We start from the raw sequence: 14,176 nt of genomic DNA on the forward strand, positions 1-14,176 counted from the left end.
GGGTCCACCTCGAAAGTGCCCTCCGGGTCGGGGACCGATGGCGTCGCAACCTTCAGTCTTCCCTGCTCAGAGGGCACTTTCGTCTATCAACACCCGACGACTTCACCAACCTCGTGAAGAGCTCGGGCTAGTGATCCTCTCGAACGCAGGAAGACCGTGATCATCCAGCAACCCGACTCCAGCCAACCCGGGGCACATCAATCCGCCGGAGTTCCGACAGCGGACGGGGTGTTGGTGAGCGCGGAGGACCGGTTCGCGGCGGGAAGTGCTCTCCGCGGCGGAGCTGGCGCGGTCGTACTTGTGGCCGGCGGGGAATCGGACAAACGCCAGACCAAGTTAGCTCGCGTTGACGCGATCGCGTCCGGCGGTCTCGGGAAAACCCTCCTCGAGATAGATCGACCGGGCCGAGCGGCGCCGCACCTTGCCGCTGCTCGTACGGGGAAGCGCTCCCCGTCGCGTGAGCACGACTCCTGCGAGAGCGATGTCGTGCTCACGCAGCACGGCGGTGCGGACCGCTGTCTCGATGGAGGCTTCGGTGGCGGTGGGTTCGTTGTTCGGGTGCAGCTCTGCGACGACGACGATCCTCTCGCCGCCACCTTCGGCGTCCGGAAGGCCGAATGCTGCGACGGTGGCCGGGCCGGGGATGTCCAGCGCCGGGTGTGCCTTGCTGACGATGGCTTCGATGTCGCCGGGGTGGTGGTTGCGTCCTCGAACGATGATGACGTCGCTGCGTCGCCCGACCACGTAGAGTTCGCGCTCGACCAGCGCTCCGAGGTCTCCGGTACGTAGCCAACGTCGTCCGTCGGGGCCGGTCGGGAAGGTCGCGGCCGTGGCCTCGGGGCGTCGCCAGTAGCCCGCGGTGACGTGTCCGCCGTTGATCTGGATCTCGCCGACCTCGCCGGGGCCGCATCTCTTGCCTGTGTCGGGGTCGACGATGCGCACCTCGCTGTCCGGGGTCGCTTCCCCGGATCCAACGAGCGTGCGGGCCCTCGCACCGGGCGAGGCCGGGCCGAGGCGGCCGAGGCCGAGGGCTTCGGGGTCGATGTCGAGGAACCGGGGTCCGCGGCCGGGGCGGCTTCCGGTGACCATCAGCGTTCCTTCGGCCAGCCCGTAGCAGGGGTAGAGCGCCTTGGGGGCGAAACCGACCGGGGCGAAGAGCTCGGCGAATCGTCGCATCGTGGAGGCCCGGATGGGTTCGGCGCCGTCGTAGGCGACTGTCCAGCAGCTCAGGTCCAGTTCGTCGGGGAGCCCAAGTCGCTCGGCCGCGGCGACGCAGGCCGCGAACGCGAAGTCGGGGCCGCCGCTGGTGCTGGCGCGGTAGCGGGAGATCGTTTCCGGCCAGATGAGCGGTCGTCGGATGAAGGTTCTCGGGGCCATGAGTATGGCTGGTGTGCCCAGGTGCAGGGGCTGGAGGGCATTGCAGATCAGGCCTTGGTCGTGGAACAGGGGAGTCCACCCGACTAGCGTGGAGTGTTCGTCGTGACCAAAGGCCCGCGCCATCATGTCCTCGTCGGCGGCCAGGTTGCCATGGGTGACGATGACGCCCTTCGGTGTGGATGTTGATCCTGAGGTATATTGGAGGAAGGCTGGCGCCGATGGGTCGGCGGGCCTGTGGTCGAACAGGTTGGCATCCGTATCGCCCCCTGATGGCTCGTCCTCAGCGCCGACCACGAGCCAGGGGTGGTCAGTTGCAAGTTCTGCGCGGACCTCGTTGGTGGTGGGTGGATCGGTCAGGACGATCGCCGGATCGGCGTCTTCGATGATGCGGCGGGTGACCTCCTGCACTCGTCCCTGGCGTGGAGGAACGACCGGTACAGCGATCACTCCGCTTTCGAGGCAGGCGAAGAACGCGATCAGGAAGTCCAGCCCAGGGGTGAACAGCAGAAGCGCTCGATCTCCTGGGTGAGCGGTTTCCCTCACCCCGAGCGCCACGGCGCGGGCTCGAGCAAGCAGCTCGCCATAGCTCAGTGTGGCCGTTTCGGCGCCGTCGTCGTCGAGAAAGACGAAAGCGCGGTTGGTGGGCGTTTCGTGGGCGCGAGTGCGTAGGACGTCACGCAGGCTGGGCATGGTGAGTGATCTCCCGAATAAGGGTCCAGTCGGTGTGGAGCGCTTCGGCGATCTCTGCGCGCCGCGGCTGGTGGAACAGGTGCCCACCCGGGAGGAATCGAGCCCGGAACGGGCCCGTAGTCTCTTTCTCCCAGGCTTCGATCTCCGAGGTATCCACGATGGGATCGTCGAGTCCACCAAAGGCCGAGAGCGGGATGTTCAGGAGCGGGTCGGGTTGGTGCAGGTACTCTTCGCCGAGCTCGAGATCGGCTCGAATTATCGGCAGTGCGTAGCGCCGGTAGGCGTGGGTGCGGGGTACGGGGACACCGGCCATGATGTCGAGCCCGGCGAAGAACTCGTCTTCAGGAGCGTGATGTATTGGAGGATTGCGCGCCGGTAGGTGAGGGGCACGGCGCCCCGAGACCGCCAGGTGGGCAGGCGGGAGTCCGAGGGCCTGCATGACTCGGGCGAGCTCGTAGACTACGAGGGCGCCCATGCTGTGGCCGTAGAGAGCGACCGGCCCCGCGTGGGCCATGCGAACGACTTCGGGCCCGAGCCCGGCGATCGCGTCGGCGACACGGCGCAGGGGCGTCTCCATGCGGACCTCTTCGCGGCCGGGTAGCTGGACTCGGGTGAGTCTGACTTTCGACCCGAAGAGCGGGGGCCAGCGCGCGAAGCTCGACGCGCCGGCGTGCCCGACACAGATCAGAGTCAGGGCGGCGACGCCATCCGCGGCCTGTCCGTGACTGGACGTCCGCAGCCAGGAGCGGCCCGGCTTCATTGGGCAGTCACCGGCAGGGTCTCGACTCCCCGCACGATCTGGCTGTGCTCCTGCCACGTGACGGGCCCTTCGCCAGCGACAAGCGTCGCCGGGCCGCTGAGGAGCGCAGTGAGCGCGACCTCGGAAAGGAGGCTGGCCAGGGAGGCTCCGACGCATCCGTGCATGCCGCGGCCGTACGCGAGGTGGGTCGTGGCGGCCCGGGTCACGTCGAGGGTGTCGGGATCGGGGAAGACTTCCGGGTCGCGATTGGCTGCGCCGAGGCAGAGAAGGAGCTGCGAGCCTGCTGGGATGGTGGCGCCCCCGAGCTCGGACTCCCGCGTGGTGAGCCGCTTGGTCATCTGTAGGGGGCTGTCGAAACGCAGCAGCTCAGGGACCGCGGCGGCGATTCGCTCGGGCTCGGCGCGCAAGAGGGCGGCCTGATCGGGGTGGGTAAGCAGTGCGTGCAGGCCGTTGCCGATCAGAGCGGTCGTCGTCTCCAGGCCGGCGACGAAGGTCATCATCGCGACGAGCACCAGTTCCTCGTCGTCGAGCTGATCGCCATCCGGGGTGGTACTCGCCGCGAGGGCGCTGAGGAGGTCGTCGCCGGGCGTCGCTCGACGGGCGAGGGCGAGCTCGCGCAGCGCTTCGGCGAACGCTTCGACGGCAGTGGTGAGCTCGTCGAGCCGCTCGCGGTCGAGCAGGCCTGGCTCGAGCAGGAAGCGAACCTGGTGAGTCCAGGTGCCGACCTGCTCACCCAGCTCCTCGGGCAGCGCCAGCGCCCCGGCGAGAACCTGCAGTGGCAGCGGCGAGGCAAGCCCGGATACGGCGTCGAATCCACCATCGCGCCATAGGGGTGTCACCAGTCGGTCCGCCTGGGCCTCGGCCAGCGGTCGCAGCCCGGCCACGGCGCGGGGGCTGAGCACGCGACCGACCAGGGTGCGCAAGCGAGAGTGCGCGGGCGGATCGGTGAAGACAAGGGAGGTACGGGCGAGCCGCGCGGTACGTGCGCAGGTGGAAGCCGGCCGCACTCCGTCGCGGCGGGCGCTGGAAAGGCGACTCGACTGCCGGTCGAGCAGTTCAGGGATCAGGCTCGCCGACGTGCTGCGATCACGTAGCGTTGTGGTCACATCCGAGTGGCGGGTCAGCACCCACATGCCGAGCGATCGGTGCACTGGCGCCTGTTCGCGCAGCATCCGGTACTGAGGGTACGGGTCGGTACGGAAGGTCGGATCGAATGGATTGAACCGAACCGCAGCGGCCGCGTTCATCCGCGAGGCCGCCCACTGTGACCGCGCCCGGCCGCGGAGCTCGCCTCGGCCCAGGGCGAGTCGACCGGCGCGAGTACGAGCCGCAGCAGCCCGGTGCGGCCCATCCGAAACCCCAGAGCGAACAGCCGCAGGTAGCGCTCGTAGCGCGCCACCACCTGCTCTCCCACCAGCTCGACCGCTTCGTCTCGGCGGGCTCGGAGGTTTGCCGCCCACTGCTCGAGAGTCCATGCGTAGTCGAGCCGGTCGTTGGTCAGCGACCGGATCTCGAGCACGCCCTCGGCGGCCGCGGCGATATCGGACAACGACGGTAGATCCGCGGCAGGGAAGATCTCTTGCCGGATGAAGGAGCTTGCTGCGGCACGGTCCATCATCCCGTAGGCGATGGTTTGGAGGGACAGGACACCCCCGGGGGCCAGCCATTCCCTGCAGCGCGAGAAGAAGTCTCGGTAGCGGCCGATCCGACGGGTGTCATCGTCCTCTGGGCGGGCAAAGTGTTCGAGTGCCCCGACAGAGACAATGCCGTCGTAGACGGTACTCGGGGCGTGGTCTGTCCAGTCCTCCACCCGCACGTTCACACCGGGTATCGCGAGGCTTCGCACGTGAGCCGCCTGTTCGTGGGCAAGGGTCAGCCCGACGGCTTCGTCCGCCCCGCGTGCGACGGCCTCGCACAGGACCGCGCCCCAACCGCACCCCACATCGAGTATCCGCCGACATTCCCGCGCGTTCACCGCGTCGAGATGCCGGTCGATCTTTCGTTGTTGTGCGGCCTCGAGTGTGTCTCCCGCTCCGGCCGGGCTGGCGCAGGAATACGTCATGCCCGGATCGAGCCAGAGGCGGTAGAAGTCGTTTCCGATGTCGTAGTGATGCTGGACGGCAGCCGCGGCCGTCCAGCCCGCCTGCGTGGTCTCCGGGGCTGCGCTCACGGCACGGCCGGGGTCAGCTGAGCTGCGACCGCCTCAGCCACTGCATTGAGCGTCGGGTTCTCGAACAGCGCCTCCGGAGGAAGGTCTGCACCGTAGCGCGCCTCGAGCTCCATGAGCATCGACATCGCCAACGAGGAATCGATGCCGAGGCGATCGAAGTCGACCTGCGGATTCAGTGTCGAGGGGTCGCTGCCGAGGAGGTCCGCGAGATAGCTCTGGGCCCAGGTGACGATCTCCTCGACCTGCGGCGTCTCCGTGGCGCTCACGCAGCCACCTCTCCCTTGGAGCTCGTCGAGTTCATCCGCTTTGAAGCGATGCGTTCTGGGGTCGGGACCTTGAGGTCACGGGCAAGGCCAGCGGCCTTGAGACCGCGGATGAGCCAGTAGCCGGGGTCGGGCCGGCACCACTGAAGACCGAAGGTGGGCGACTCGGGGAATGCGTGATGGTTGTTGTGCCAGGACTCCCCGAACGTGAGCAGTGCGAATATTCCACCGTTGTGGCTTTCTTCGCGGGACTCGTAGGGTTTCGTGCCCCACATGTGAAGGAACGAGTTCAGCGCCCAGATGATGTGTTCAAGCACGAAGATGCGAACGAAACCACCCCACAGCAGCCCGGAGACGGCCCCCGTCCAGCTCATATGGACCAGGCCGCCGATCACAGTCGGTAGCGCGAGGCCGGCGATGACCCACCAGTAATAGTGTCGACTGACGGCGACCAGGCGGCGGTTGCGCAGTAGGTCGGGTGCGTAGTGAGCGATGTTCGGGTACTCGTGTCGACGCATCCACAGGAAGTGCGAATGGACCAAGCCGCGCAGCACACCGCGAACTCCGCCCCCTGAGAGGTTCGGAGAATGGGGGTCGCCCTCGCGGTCACTGCACTCGTGGTGACGGCGGTGGATCGCGACCCACGACACGACGCCGCCCTGGCCCGCCATCGATCCGGCGACCGCGAGGGCAACCTCTACGGCTTGCGTGGCCTTGAAGGTGCGATGAGTGAAGAGCCGGTGGTAGCCCACACTCATTCCCAGTCCGGTGACGATCCACAGACCGAGCAGAAGCGCGATCTCTGTGAGCCCGAACGGCAGGAACGGCAGCAGCGCGAACGCCGCGATAGTGCCAAAAATTGGGGCGACGTCGAAGAGCAGGAAGTGTCGTCGCTGCAAGCGGTGGATATAGGGGTTGCTGATCACTTTGCGTGCTGCAGCAGGGCGGGGTGCGGCGTCGGTCATTCGATCTCTCCGAGCGCGGAGGGTGGTGATCTTCGGTCAGGAGCGCCTGTAACCCATCGTGACCCCGCGGGCGCTGAGCGTCAATAGCAAAGATCCACCGGGCCATCACGACCCAGTTGATCGTGAACTCGGCGCTAGATCATTTCCGCCCTTGCTCATCAGGACTTCCTGTTGTGACCCGGACCCACAGAGCACGTCTATGGCCGGCGACGGAACCGCCGTCGGTGAATTACGTCGTGCGGATATTGCGCATCGTCACCAGCGCTGTCGCGCACAATTGGCCACCGGCGTCACGGACGTCCGCAGCGGCGATCGTGGTCGACCGTCCAGGCGAACAGACGCGGCCAGATGCAGTGACCGCCCCGCGGGCCGGGGCCACGATCTTGACGGTGACATCGGCGGTCATAGCGACCCAACCACTTGGCAGCAGCGTGCTTGCGGCACAACCTGCCGCAACATCGGCAAGTGTCGCGAGCACACCACCCTGCACGTACCCAGCCTGCTGGGTGACCTCTGGCCGCGCCGGTAGCCGGACCTCCGAGCCCCCAGGGGTCAGCTCGCCCACCTCGATCCCGAGGTGACGCAGCGCCGGCATCGTCGTCACGATCTCGCGCACGACCCGCTCGTAGTCCGGGTCCTGCGCCTCCCAGGTCTCGGTCATGACACGCTCCTAAAGTCGACAGTGCTGATGTAGCCCGCCGTCGCATTCGCCCGGCCACAGCTCGCGTCACCGGGTCATAGAAAACCCGGCCATATCGCTGTTGACGCGGAGGATGATCCGGTCCGCGCGAGGCATGTCAATCGCTGTGGCCTGAACAATTCGATCACCGCTCAGTCGGCGGTCTTTGCCGGCGGGACACTGAAGACGCCACTGCAGGACGCCACAGGCCGTGCACTACTGGTGATCTCGCAGCTGGCGAAAGCCAGTCGCGATCCCATCCGCTTGAGGCTGGTCCGAGCCTCAAGCCAGTCCCCTACCGCAGCAGAGCCGGTGTAATCGATCGTGAGGCTGGCAGTGACCAGGGCCAGGAACTCGCCGTGGGCAGCCAATGCCCCATAGCCCAAGGCGACGTCAGCCAGAGTGGTCAACACGCCACCGTGTACACCACCACGGCTGTTGGCGTGCTTGTCCTCGATTCGAAAGCCGTACACCGGCGCCCGAGGTTCGGTGTCGTCGACGTACAGCGGACCGACGAGATCAAGAAAGCCACTGCGGCGAGGCACAGGGTGAAAACCCTGCGGCGGCGGCACAGAGTCAGCTCCTTCGCTGGCGGATGACGAGGCATCGTCGGGTGCGGACACGGCCACGACGGTGGCAGCCCAGCGTCCATACCGCTAGGCCCCTCCCCGGTTAGGCGTTTCCAGAAGGACATTCGAGGCGGGCGGGTCACCGAGCGCCTCCGCGACCTGCACCACGGTTACACCACGGCGGTGGGTTGCTCGTCATGCCCAACGCCTGGGCCATCGGCTCCGCTCCGGCTCCTCGCCCACCTCGGGTTTCCGGCCCTCGCCACCACCACCGGAGGCCCAGCCGCCGCTCCAGGGCATATCCCCGACGGCCCCTCGCCGGGCCGCACGGCGTCGTGGCGAGCACCTGGCCGTGAGCGACAAGACGATCTCGTCGATGCCGTCCAAACGGCGCTGGCGCTTGCGCACGATGACCGGGTCGAAGCTCTGGCATCGCGGTCACGAAGGACCTCGATCTCGACCGGCCCGATCTCGCTGAGCACCGTCTTCGAACTGCTCCGCTGCGGAAGTTCCCGCTGCCGTCGCCGCGAGTCGTGCTTGTCGTAGCCCAGATGCTCGGCCATCTCCGCGTCCAGCGCGTCTCGAACACGTGCGTCTCCAGCCTGAGGTGGGACGATGAGGTGGTGTCTGAGGTCGAGCCCGAAGCGGGTAGCCCGGCGATGGCCCCCGGTGGGCCTCGTGGGGGTGTTGCGACGTGGGGGCGGGTTCCGGTCGTGGTCGGTGACCTCGAGGAGCTGCGTGGCCAGCTGTCGGGGGTTGTGATTTTGCCGCTGCATCTGGAGGCCTCGACCCGCGCCGGGTTCGACCTCGGGGACCCGGTGCGTCGTCGGCTGCTCTACGAGATCGTGCTCCAAGAGGCCGGCGGCAACGACGACCTGGCCGCGTGGCTCGATCGCGACGAGCTGATCGCGTTGTGGCCGCAGCTCTACCTTCCCCGCACGGTGCGCGCGGCCTGGGAGGACCGCCACCCCGTGTTGCGCGGCCGGGGCGCGGGCATCGACGTTCCTCGCCCACGCTGAGACCGGGCCGGACCCGGATGGGACTCGATCCGCTGCTGGCCGACGTGGCCCGCATTGCGCTGGCCGCGGCCGGGCCGCGGTTCGCGCTCGCCGGCGGTAATGCACTGATTGCCCATGACGCCGTGGCCCGGCCGACCGAGGACGTCGACCTGTTCAGCCCCGAGGCCGGCGCCCCTGCCCGCGTCGTCGACGCGGTGAGCACCGCGCTGCGCCGCGCTGGCTATGAGGTCTGGCTCACCCGCGGGATCGGCGCCGGCGGGGACTACGTCCAGCTGGGGGTGCGTAGGCCCCACGGCCGCGAGGTCCTGCTCGACCTCGCTCGTGACTGGCGGGCCCACCCGCCGGCCGTGCTGGAGATCGGCCCCGTACTCGACCTGCGGGACGCGATCGCTGCGAAAGTCGTGGCCATGGTCGGCCGGGGGCTGCCTCGCGACTTCATCGACGTCGCCTCCGTCCTACGCCGACGGTCCCGCGCCGAGCTGATCGAGCTGGCCACCAGCTACGACCCGGGTCTGCCTGCCAGCGACTTCTCGCTGGCGATGCGTCGTCTCGACAGCCTGCCCGACGACGTCTTCAGGGACTACACCCTGACTCCCGCTCAGATAGTCGAGCTCCGCGACCGCTTCAGCGACTGGCCACGCTAGGACGACGAGCCGTTACGCGGCATGCTCCGCACCCGCGGCACCGTGGTCGCAAGCGTGTCCTCGACCGGGGGGCATGTTCCCGTACTGATCACGACACGCCGCGCTGGTTCGGCTGGTCAGCAGGCGTGCTCGCCGGCGTGGTGGGGTCCGCCGGCGGCCCTGGTGGCGCGGACTTCGCGGAGCTCGATTGCGCAGGTCGTTGGGCCTCTCGGTGAAGCTCTCGCGTAGGTCGCGCAGCCGGATCTCGTCGGTGTCGCGTTCCGCAGCGCGGACCTCCTCCACCCGAGCCCCCGCTGCCTGCGCGGTCGCTCGGGCCGCAGCGGCCTCGGCGCTCGCAGCGCGCGCCTCGGCGGCGCGGACCTGCTCATGCACCTCGTCGAGCTCCCCGCGCAATCGTTGCTGCCTGCGTCAGCGCGGCGAGCTCCTCGCGGTGCTGCCCGGGTCGAGCGGCAGGAAGCGCTCGCACGCGCCGAGGAAGCTGGGAGCGCCGCCGAGGAAGCCCTGGCTGGCCAGGCCGCAGCGCAGGCCCGCGTTGAAGTTCGGCAGCCTCGCGATGCACAGCGTGACAATCTCCTCGTCGCGCTCGGCCACGCTCGCCGCAGCGGCGCGCCGGGCGGCGGCCGCGGCGTCGCGCTTGGCGGTGAGTTTGTCGTGGGGGAGAGCCTGCCGAAGTCGACACGGCGGCGCCGAACGCCGCGCGGATCTATGACTACATGCTCGGAGGGGCACGCCAACCGGGCCGTCCTGCGCCGCGCGGTGGAGTACTGCCTCGCGCAAGGTTCACCCAGTTCCTCGATCTCGGTTCCGGCATACCCACCGTCGGCAACGTCCACGAGATCGACCAGAGCCGCGACCGCGACGCGCGGGTGGCCTAAAGTCGACATCGAGCCGGCCGTCGTGGCGGGCTACCAGCGGTGATGGCGCCGGGCAGCGCGCTGGTGGTCTCGCACGGCAGCGACGACCTCGACGATCAGGTCGCGGCCGCCCACATGCGCGAGCTCGCCGCGGTCATGGCCGCCAGCGCCACCCCGGCCTACATTCGCACCTCCGCCCAGCTGCTCGACGCGCTGACCGGGTTCGAGCTGGTCGAGCCAGGCCTGGTCGACATCCGCCGCTGGCGCCCCGCCCCCGACAGCAGCGACGCCGCACGACCCGACGCCGCGGTCTACGGTGCCGTCGGACTGCTCGCCCACGAGCAGCGCTGAGCGAGCGGTGTGTGGCGGGCCGGGTGCATCGACGCTGCCAGCAACGTAGGGCGGCAGCTACGGTGCCAGCAGCTGGTCGCCCCCTGAGTTCGTGCCGGTGGAGCCTGCGGAATCGGCGAACTTCCGGCGGTTTGTCTCAACTGCACTGGGTTCCGGCCACGCTCCGCCTCCCGGGACGACCACGGCGCCTGCCCCGGGCCCCACACCGCGCGCTGCAGGATGACCGACCAGTTGTCGAGAATCTCGACTGAACCCGCTAGAGTCTGACCGAACAGCCAGGCGGGTGAACTGGGGGAGCAGTGAGTCTGAGGGTCGTGCGGAACCTGGCGTCCCCGCGCGCTCTGCCCTCGGAACGCGACGTTGACGACTTCGAGCAGGAGCTCGTCGACCAGTACGCGTTGGCGATGGCCGCGGCCGGGCTCAGCGACCGGCACATCGCGTCGAGCCGCTGCGTCGTCATGGACTTCGCACGGGCGGTACCTGGTCGACTGTGGACGGCTCGGGTGGCTGACTGCGACCGCTACCTGCGCGGACTGCGGCTCGACGGCCTCGCGCGCTCGACCATCGCCGGCAAGGCCGGTGACATCGCTCGCTTCTACGACTTCCTCATCGCCAGGTACCAGGGCGACATCCACGTGCTCACCGAGTGCGTCGTCGAGCAGCCCGTCGATGAGTTCAACCGGCCGTCGGGCGGGCGGGCGGGTAGCCCTCGGGTCCCACCGGCCAACCACGAGATCGAGTCTCTGTTCGCGCACTGGAGCGAGGGTGTCGTGGCTGCGCGGAAGTTCCTGCCCGCGGCCCGCGACTACTTCGCCGCCTCGCTGTGGCGCCGGCTGGGCCTGCGGATCGGTGAGACCGTGATGCTCGACATCCGGGACTGGCGTCCCGACCTCGGGACGCACGGCAAGCTCAACGTGCGGTTCGGAAAGGGCAGCCGGGGACGAGGCCCCAAACCGCGGCTGGTGCCAGCCATCAACAGCGCGGACGCATTGATCGACTGGTGGTTGGCCGAGGTTCGGCCCCGCTTTGGGGTGGACTGGGACGATCCGGACGCTCCGATGCTGCCCAGCGAGCGCGAAGGAATCAGCGGTCAGCGAGAACGCGTCGGTGCGAACGCGCTGCGCAGCGGACTCGAGAAGGCGACGTCGCGGTGGCTGCCGGCGTGGGGGAGTGGACGCCTCACGCCGCACGTTCTGCGCCACTACTGCGCCTCCAACCTCTACGGACGCGGCATGGATCTCAAGGCCGTGCAAGAACTGCTCGGACACGAATGGCTGTCTACGACCACGCACTACGTGCACGTCGACAGCGACGCGATCGACCGGGCTTGGACAAGCGCTAACGCCCGTGTCGAGGCACGGCTGGCAGAACCGAGGTGAGGAGCTGATGCGCTGGAACCTGCGCATGAAAGCCGCAGAACGGGGCGTGTGGAAGTCCACCGAGCTCAGGCGCCTCCTCGCGGAGGCTGGCCTGGAAATCAGCGCCGGGAAGATGTCGGCGCTCTGGACCGGCACTCCGACCACGATCCGCCTCGACGATCTCGACGTGATCTGCGACGTCCTCGGGTGCGAACCAACCGAACTGCTCATCCGGGAGCCCGAGAAGGTCGCCGAGCGACGCCCGAGGAAGGCTGCCGCCACCAACGCACGAGACACCTCGCCCCGTGTCCAACCGCGACTCGGACGATCGCGGCCGTCGCCGCCGGCATGACCCCGCCGCGACCCTGTCCGATCTGCGGCACCAACCGTGTCGCTTGGACCAGGCCCCGCATCGATTGCTGCTACAGCTGCATGCCCGGTGGGCCTTTCCCTCCTCCGGCGTGCGCTCTCTGCGGATCCGAGGACTACTTCTCCCAAGGACGATGCACCACCTGCCACCCCGACGCCCCCGAGCACCTGAGGATGTCAACCTCCTCTGGCCCCACTTGGTCGGCTTGATTTGGCCCCGCCGTCGTAGGCGGTGTTCGCTGACCTGGCCGTGTTGCGCTGCGGTGATCGAGACGCGAGGCGTCAGCGGAAGTCGTCCGCGTGGTCTTTGGCCCATCCGGTGAAGGAGCGTGCGGGTCGACCCGTGGCGGTCGCGTAGTCCGAGGCGGGGTCGAGCATCCAGGCATAGGGGGACTGGGTGATCCACTGATCGCCGGTCTCGAGGTCGGTGGTGGGGATGTTCGAGCCGCGGGGTGCGTCGAGGTGTAGGACAGCGCGGCCGGCTGCCGCGCCCCATCCGCCGCGGTCCTCGAGCTCGGCGAGGGCCTGCGCGGGGGTGATCGGCTGGAAGCCGATCGGCTCGGCGATCGCCGCGGAGATCGCGTCGACCTGTTCTCGGATGGTGAGCTTGTCCGGGCCAGTGAGGATGTAGGAGCGTCCGCGATGGCGGCCCGGGTCGCGCAGTGCGGCAGCGGCGACGTCGGCGACGTCGCGTTCGTGCACGGGTGCGGACGCGAGGCCGGGGCGGTCGGGCCAGCGGACAATTCGGACCTGCTTGATGTCCTCGGCCCAGAGCCGCACCTTGTTGTGGGCGAATTCGCCGGGGCGTAGGTGGGTCCAGCCGAGGCCGGAGGCTTCGAGGGCGGCTTCCATCGGCTTGTGCAGCGGATCGGGCATGTCCTCGACCGCCGCGTTCATCGAGGACAGCAGAACCACGTGCTCAACACCCGCGGCGCGAGCGGCGGCGACGATCGAGGGCGCGGCCATCGGGAACAGGAACATCCGGTCGACACCGTCGAATGCTTCAGCGAGGGTCTCGGGGCGGGCGATGTCGCCGCGCCTGACCTCGACGCACGGCCCAGCGGCGACCTGGGTAGGTGTTCTGGTCAGAACAGCCACGGGTTCCCCTGCGGCGGCGAGCGCGTCGACCACGGCGGCCCCGATCAGTCCGGTTGCGCCGGTCACCAGGATCGTCATCGGTGCTGCTCCTGTCGGGCTCGGTTGGCGCGCTCGAGGTTGTCGGCCATCGTGGTCATGGTCTTCACGGTGGCGATGTAGTCGACCTCGTCCAGTCCATCGAGCACGACGCCCCAGGTCGCCTCCTGGGCCCGGCGCATGGCCTCGAACCCCGAACGCCCCTCACCTGTCAGTCTCAGCTGCGGATCGCTCTCCTCGGAGCGCTGATGCTCGACCCAGCCGCGGTCGAGGAGGTCGTCGATGACCCCTCGGGCCTCGGCGTCGGTGTAGAAGGTCGCTGCTTCGTCGACGAAGGCCTCGACCCGCGGTTCGCTGCGCTCGGCGACCCAGCGCAGCAGCTGCCAGTGTCGACGGGCCAAGCCGAACTCGCCGGCGAACAGGGTGTCCACAAACTCGCCGAGTCCGTCCTCGAGTCGTTTCGCTGCCCACCCCAGTGGCGGAAGATCGGCCAGTCGGGCGCCGACGTTCGTTGTGCTGCTCTCGCTCATGACAAGAATCCTTGATCCTCGACCATTGTTGAGGTCAAGAGGGCTGGATTACAGCCCGGCGCGCGCTCGAAGCCGATTGTTCTCAGCCCGCTGTGCGGGTGGTTCTCGCGTGCGCGAGTCGGTAGGAGGTGGTGCCGGTCTCGAGGATGTTCCCGGCGAACGTCAAGCGGTCGATGATCGCCGCGCAAAGCCTGGGGTCGGTGAAGGTGCGCGTCCAGCCGGAGAACGGCTGATTACTCGCGATGGCGATCGCGTTGGTCTCTTCCCGCTCGGTGAGGACTTGGAAGAGGAGTTCGGCGCCGCGGCGGTCGAGTTCCATGTGTTGGGTCGGGGACGGGACGCCGTGCAGCCTTTCGGGCTGTCGGTTTTCCCGTCCCCGCCCGCCGAACCGGACGTGCACGTTCCCGCGCATCCGGCTCTCCACGTGTTCGTGCCGATGGGGTC

The 14,176-nt window shown here is 68.5% G+C and carries 18 protein-coding genes and 1 pseudogene; 6 read left to right on the top strand and 13 right to left on the bottom strand.

The genetic code is table 11. The features are described 5' to 3' along the window. Positions 1-336 precede the first annotated feature (336 nt). From AC2A1K_RS34585 to AC2A1K_RS34625, 9 genes and pseudogenes are all read right to left on the bottom strand, one after another. The gene (locus AC2A1K_RS34585) at positions 337-2,067 is read right to left on the bottom strand and encodes a fatty acyl-AMP ligase (RefSeq protein WP_483900886.1); all 1,731 of its coding nucleotides are present in this window, start codon (positions 2,065-2,067) and stop codon (positions 337-339) included. Further along, entirely contained in the window at positions 2,051-2,827 is a 777-nt protein-coding gene (locus AC2A1K_RS34590; RefSeq protein WP_483900887.1) for a thioesterase II family protein, read from the bottom strand. The genes AC2A1K_RS34585 and AC2A1K_RS34590 overlap by 17 nt, the downstream gene beginning before the upstream one ends. Next, positions 2,824-3,999: a cytochrome P450 gene (locus tag AC2A1K_RS34595; RefSeq protein WP_483900888.1), complete on the bottom strand. Its 1,176-nt coding sequence runs from the start codon at positions 3,997-3,999 to the stop codon at positions 2,824-2,826. The genes AC2A1K_RS34590 and AC2A1K_RS34595 overlap by 4 nt, the downstream gene beginning before the upstream one ends. Before the next feature lie 71 nt (positions 4,000-4,070). Then, positions 4,071-4,997, bottom strand: coding sequence for a class I SAM-dependent methyltransferase (locus AC2A1K_RS34600; RefSeq protein ID WP_483900889.1), 927 nt, complete (start codon positions 4,995-4,997; stop codon positions 4,071-4,073). After that, a complete protein-coding gene (locus AC2A1K_RS34605) occupies positions 4,994-5,263 on the bottom strand; it encodes an acyl carrier protein (protein WP_483900890.1) in 270 nt (89 codons plus the stop codon). Before AC2A1K_RS34605 ends, AC2A1K_RS34600 begins: the two co-directional genes overlap by 4 nt. Then, positions 5,260-6,225 (bottom strand): acyl-CoA desaturase, encoded by a 966-nt coding sequence (locus AC2A1K_RS34610; RefSeq protein WP_483900891.1) that lies wholly within the window; start codon positions 6,223-6,225, stop codon positions 5,260-5,262. The genes AC2A1K_RS34605 and AC2A1K_RS34610 overlap by 4 nt, the downstream gene beginning before the upstream one ends. Before the next feature lie 229 nt (positions 6,226-6,454). Beyond that, the gene (locus AC2A1K_RS34615; RefSeq protein WP_483900892.1) at positions 6,455-6,886 is read right to left on the bottom strand and encodes a PaaI family thioesterase; all 432 of its coding nucleotides are present in this window, start codon (positions 6,884-6,886) and stop codon (positions 6,455-6,457) included. 170 nt (positions 6,887-7,056) lie between these two features. Further along, on the bottom strand, positions 7,057-7,527 hold the full coding sequence (locus tag AC2A1K_RS34620) for a PaaI family thioesterase (protein WP_483900893.1): 471 nt from the start codon (positions 7,525-7,527) through the stop codon (positions 7,057-7,059). Between the two features lie 291 nt (positions 7,528-7,818). Next, positions 7,819-8,051: pseudogene (locus AC2A1K_RS34625) on the bottom strand (transposase); the annotation flags it as partial. A 135-nt stretch (positions 8,052-8,186) separates the two neighbouring features. Between AC2A1K_RS34625 and AC2A1K_RS34630 the strand changes: the two are divergent. Continuing rightward, positions 8,187-8,492, top strand: coding sequence for a hypothetical protein (locus AC2A1K_RS34630; protein WP_483900903.1), 306 nt, complete (start codon positions 8,187-8,189; stop codon positions 8,490-8,492). 17 nt (positions 8,493-8,509) lie between these two features. Beyond that, positions 8,510-9,136 (top strand): nucleotidyl transferase AbiEii/AbiGii toxin family protein, encoded by a 627-nt coding sequence (locus tag AC2A1K_RS34635; protein ID WP_483900894.1) that lies wholly within the window; start codon positions 8,510-8,512, stop codon positions 9,134-9,136. Positions 9,137-9,544: 408 nt separating this feature from the next. On the opposite strand, the gene AC2A1K_RS34640 is transcribed toward AC2A1K_RS34635, so the two are convergent. After that, complete coding sequence (locus AC2A1K_RS34640; protein WP_483900895.1) at positions 9,545-9,727, bottom strand: hypothetical protein; 183 nt, start codon at positions 9,725-9,727, stop codon at positions 9,545-9,547. A gap of 122 nt (positions 9,728-9,849) precedes the next feature. On the opposite strand from AC2A1K_RS34640, the gene AC2A1K_RS34645 reads away from it, so the two are divergent. From AC2A1K_RS34645 to AC2A1K_RS34660, 4 genes are all read left to right on the top strand, one after another. After that, positions 9,850-10,011: an SAM-dependent methyltransferase gene (locus AC2A1K_RS34645; RefSeq protein ID WP_483900896.1), complete on the top strand. Its 162-nt coding sequence runs from the start codon at positions 9,850-9,852 to the stop codon at positions 10,009-10,011. 42 nt (positions 10,012-10,053) lie between these two features. Next, entirely contained in the window at positions 10,054-10,341 is a 288-nt protein-coding gene (locus AC2A1K_RS34650; protein ID WP_483900897.1) for an SAM-dependent methyltransferase, read from the top strand. A 404-nt stretch (positions 10,342-10,745) separates the two neighbouring features. Then, a complete protein-coding gene (locus tag AC2A1K_RS34655) occupies positions 10,746-11,720 on the top strand; it encodes a tyrosine-type recombinase/integrase (RefSeq protein ID WP_483900898.1) in 975 nt (324 codons plus the stop codon). Positions 11,721-11,727: 7 nt separating this feature from the next. Beyond that, positions 11,728-12,051: a helix-turn-helix domain-containing protein gene (locus tag AC2A1K_RS34660; protein WP_483900899.1), complete on the top strand. Its 324-nt coding sequence runs from the start codon at positions 11,728-11,730 to the stop codon at positions 12,049-12,051. A 299-nt stretch (positions 12,052-12,350) separates the two neighbouring features. On the opposite strand, the gene AC2A1K_RS34665 is transcribed toward AC2A1K_RS34660, so the two are convergent. The 3 genes from AC2A1K_RS34665 to AC2A1K_RS34675 all read right to left on the bottom strand — a co-directional run. Next, positions 12,351-13,244, bottom strand: a complete 894-nt coding sequence (locus AC2A1K_RS34665) for an NAD(P)H-binding protein (protein ID WP_483900900.1) — start codon at positions 13,242-13,244, stop codon at positions 12,351-12,353. After that, positions 13,241-13,732, bottom strand: a complete 492-nt coding sequence (locus AC2A1K_RS34670) for a hypothetical protein (protein WP_483900901.1) — start codon at positions 13,730-13,732, stop codon at positions 13,241-13,243. Before AC2A1K_RS34670 ends, AC2A1K_RS34665 begins: the two co-directional genes overlap by 4 nt. A gap of 82 nt (positions 13,733-13,814) precedes the next feature. After that, positions 13,815-14,176 (bottom strand): ATP-binding protein (locus AC2A1K_RS34675; RefSeq protein WP_483900902.1); only part of this gene is annotated, 362 nt, incomplete at its 5' end.

The sequence above is a fragment of the Actinomycetospora sp. 2LY8.5 genome (assembly GCF_057180585.1).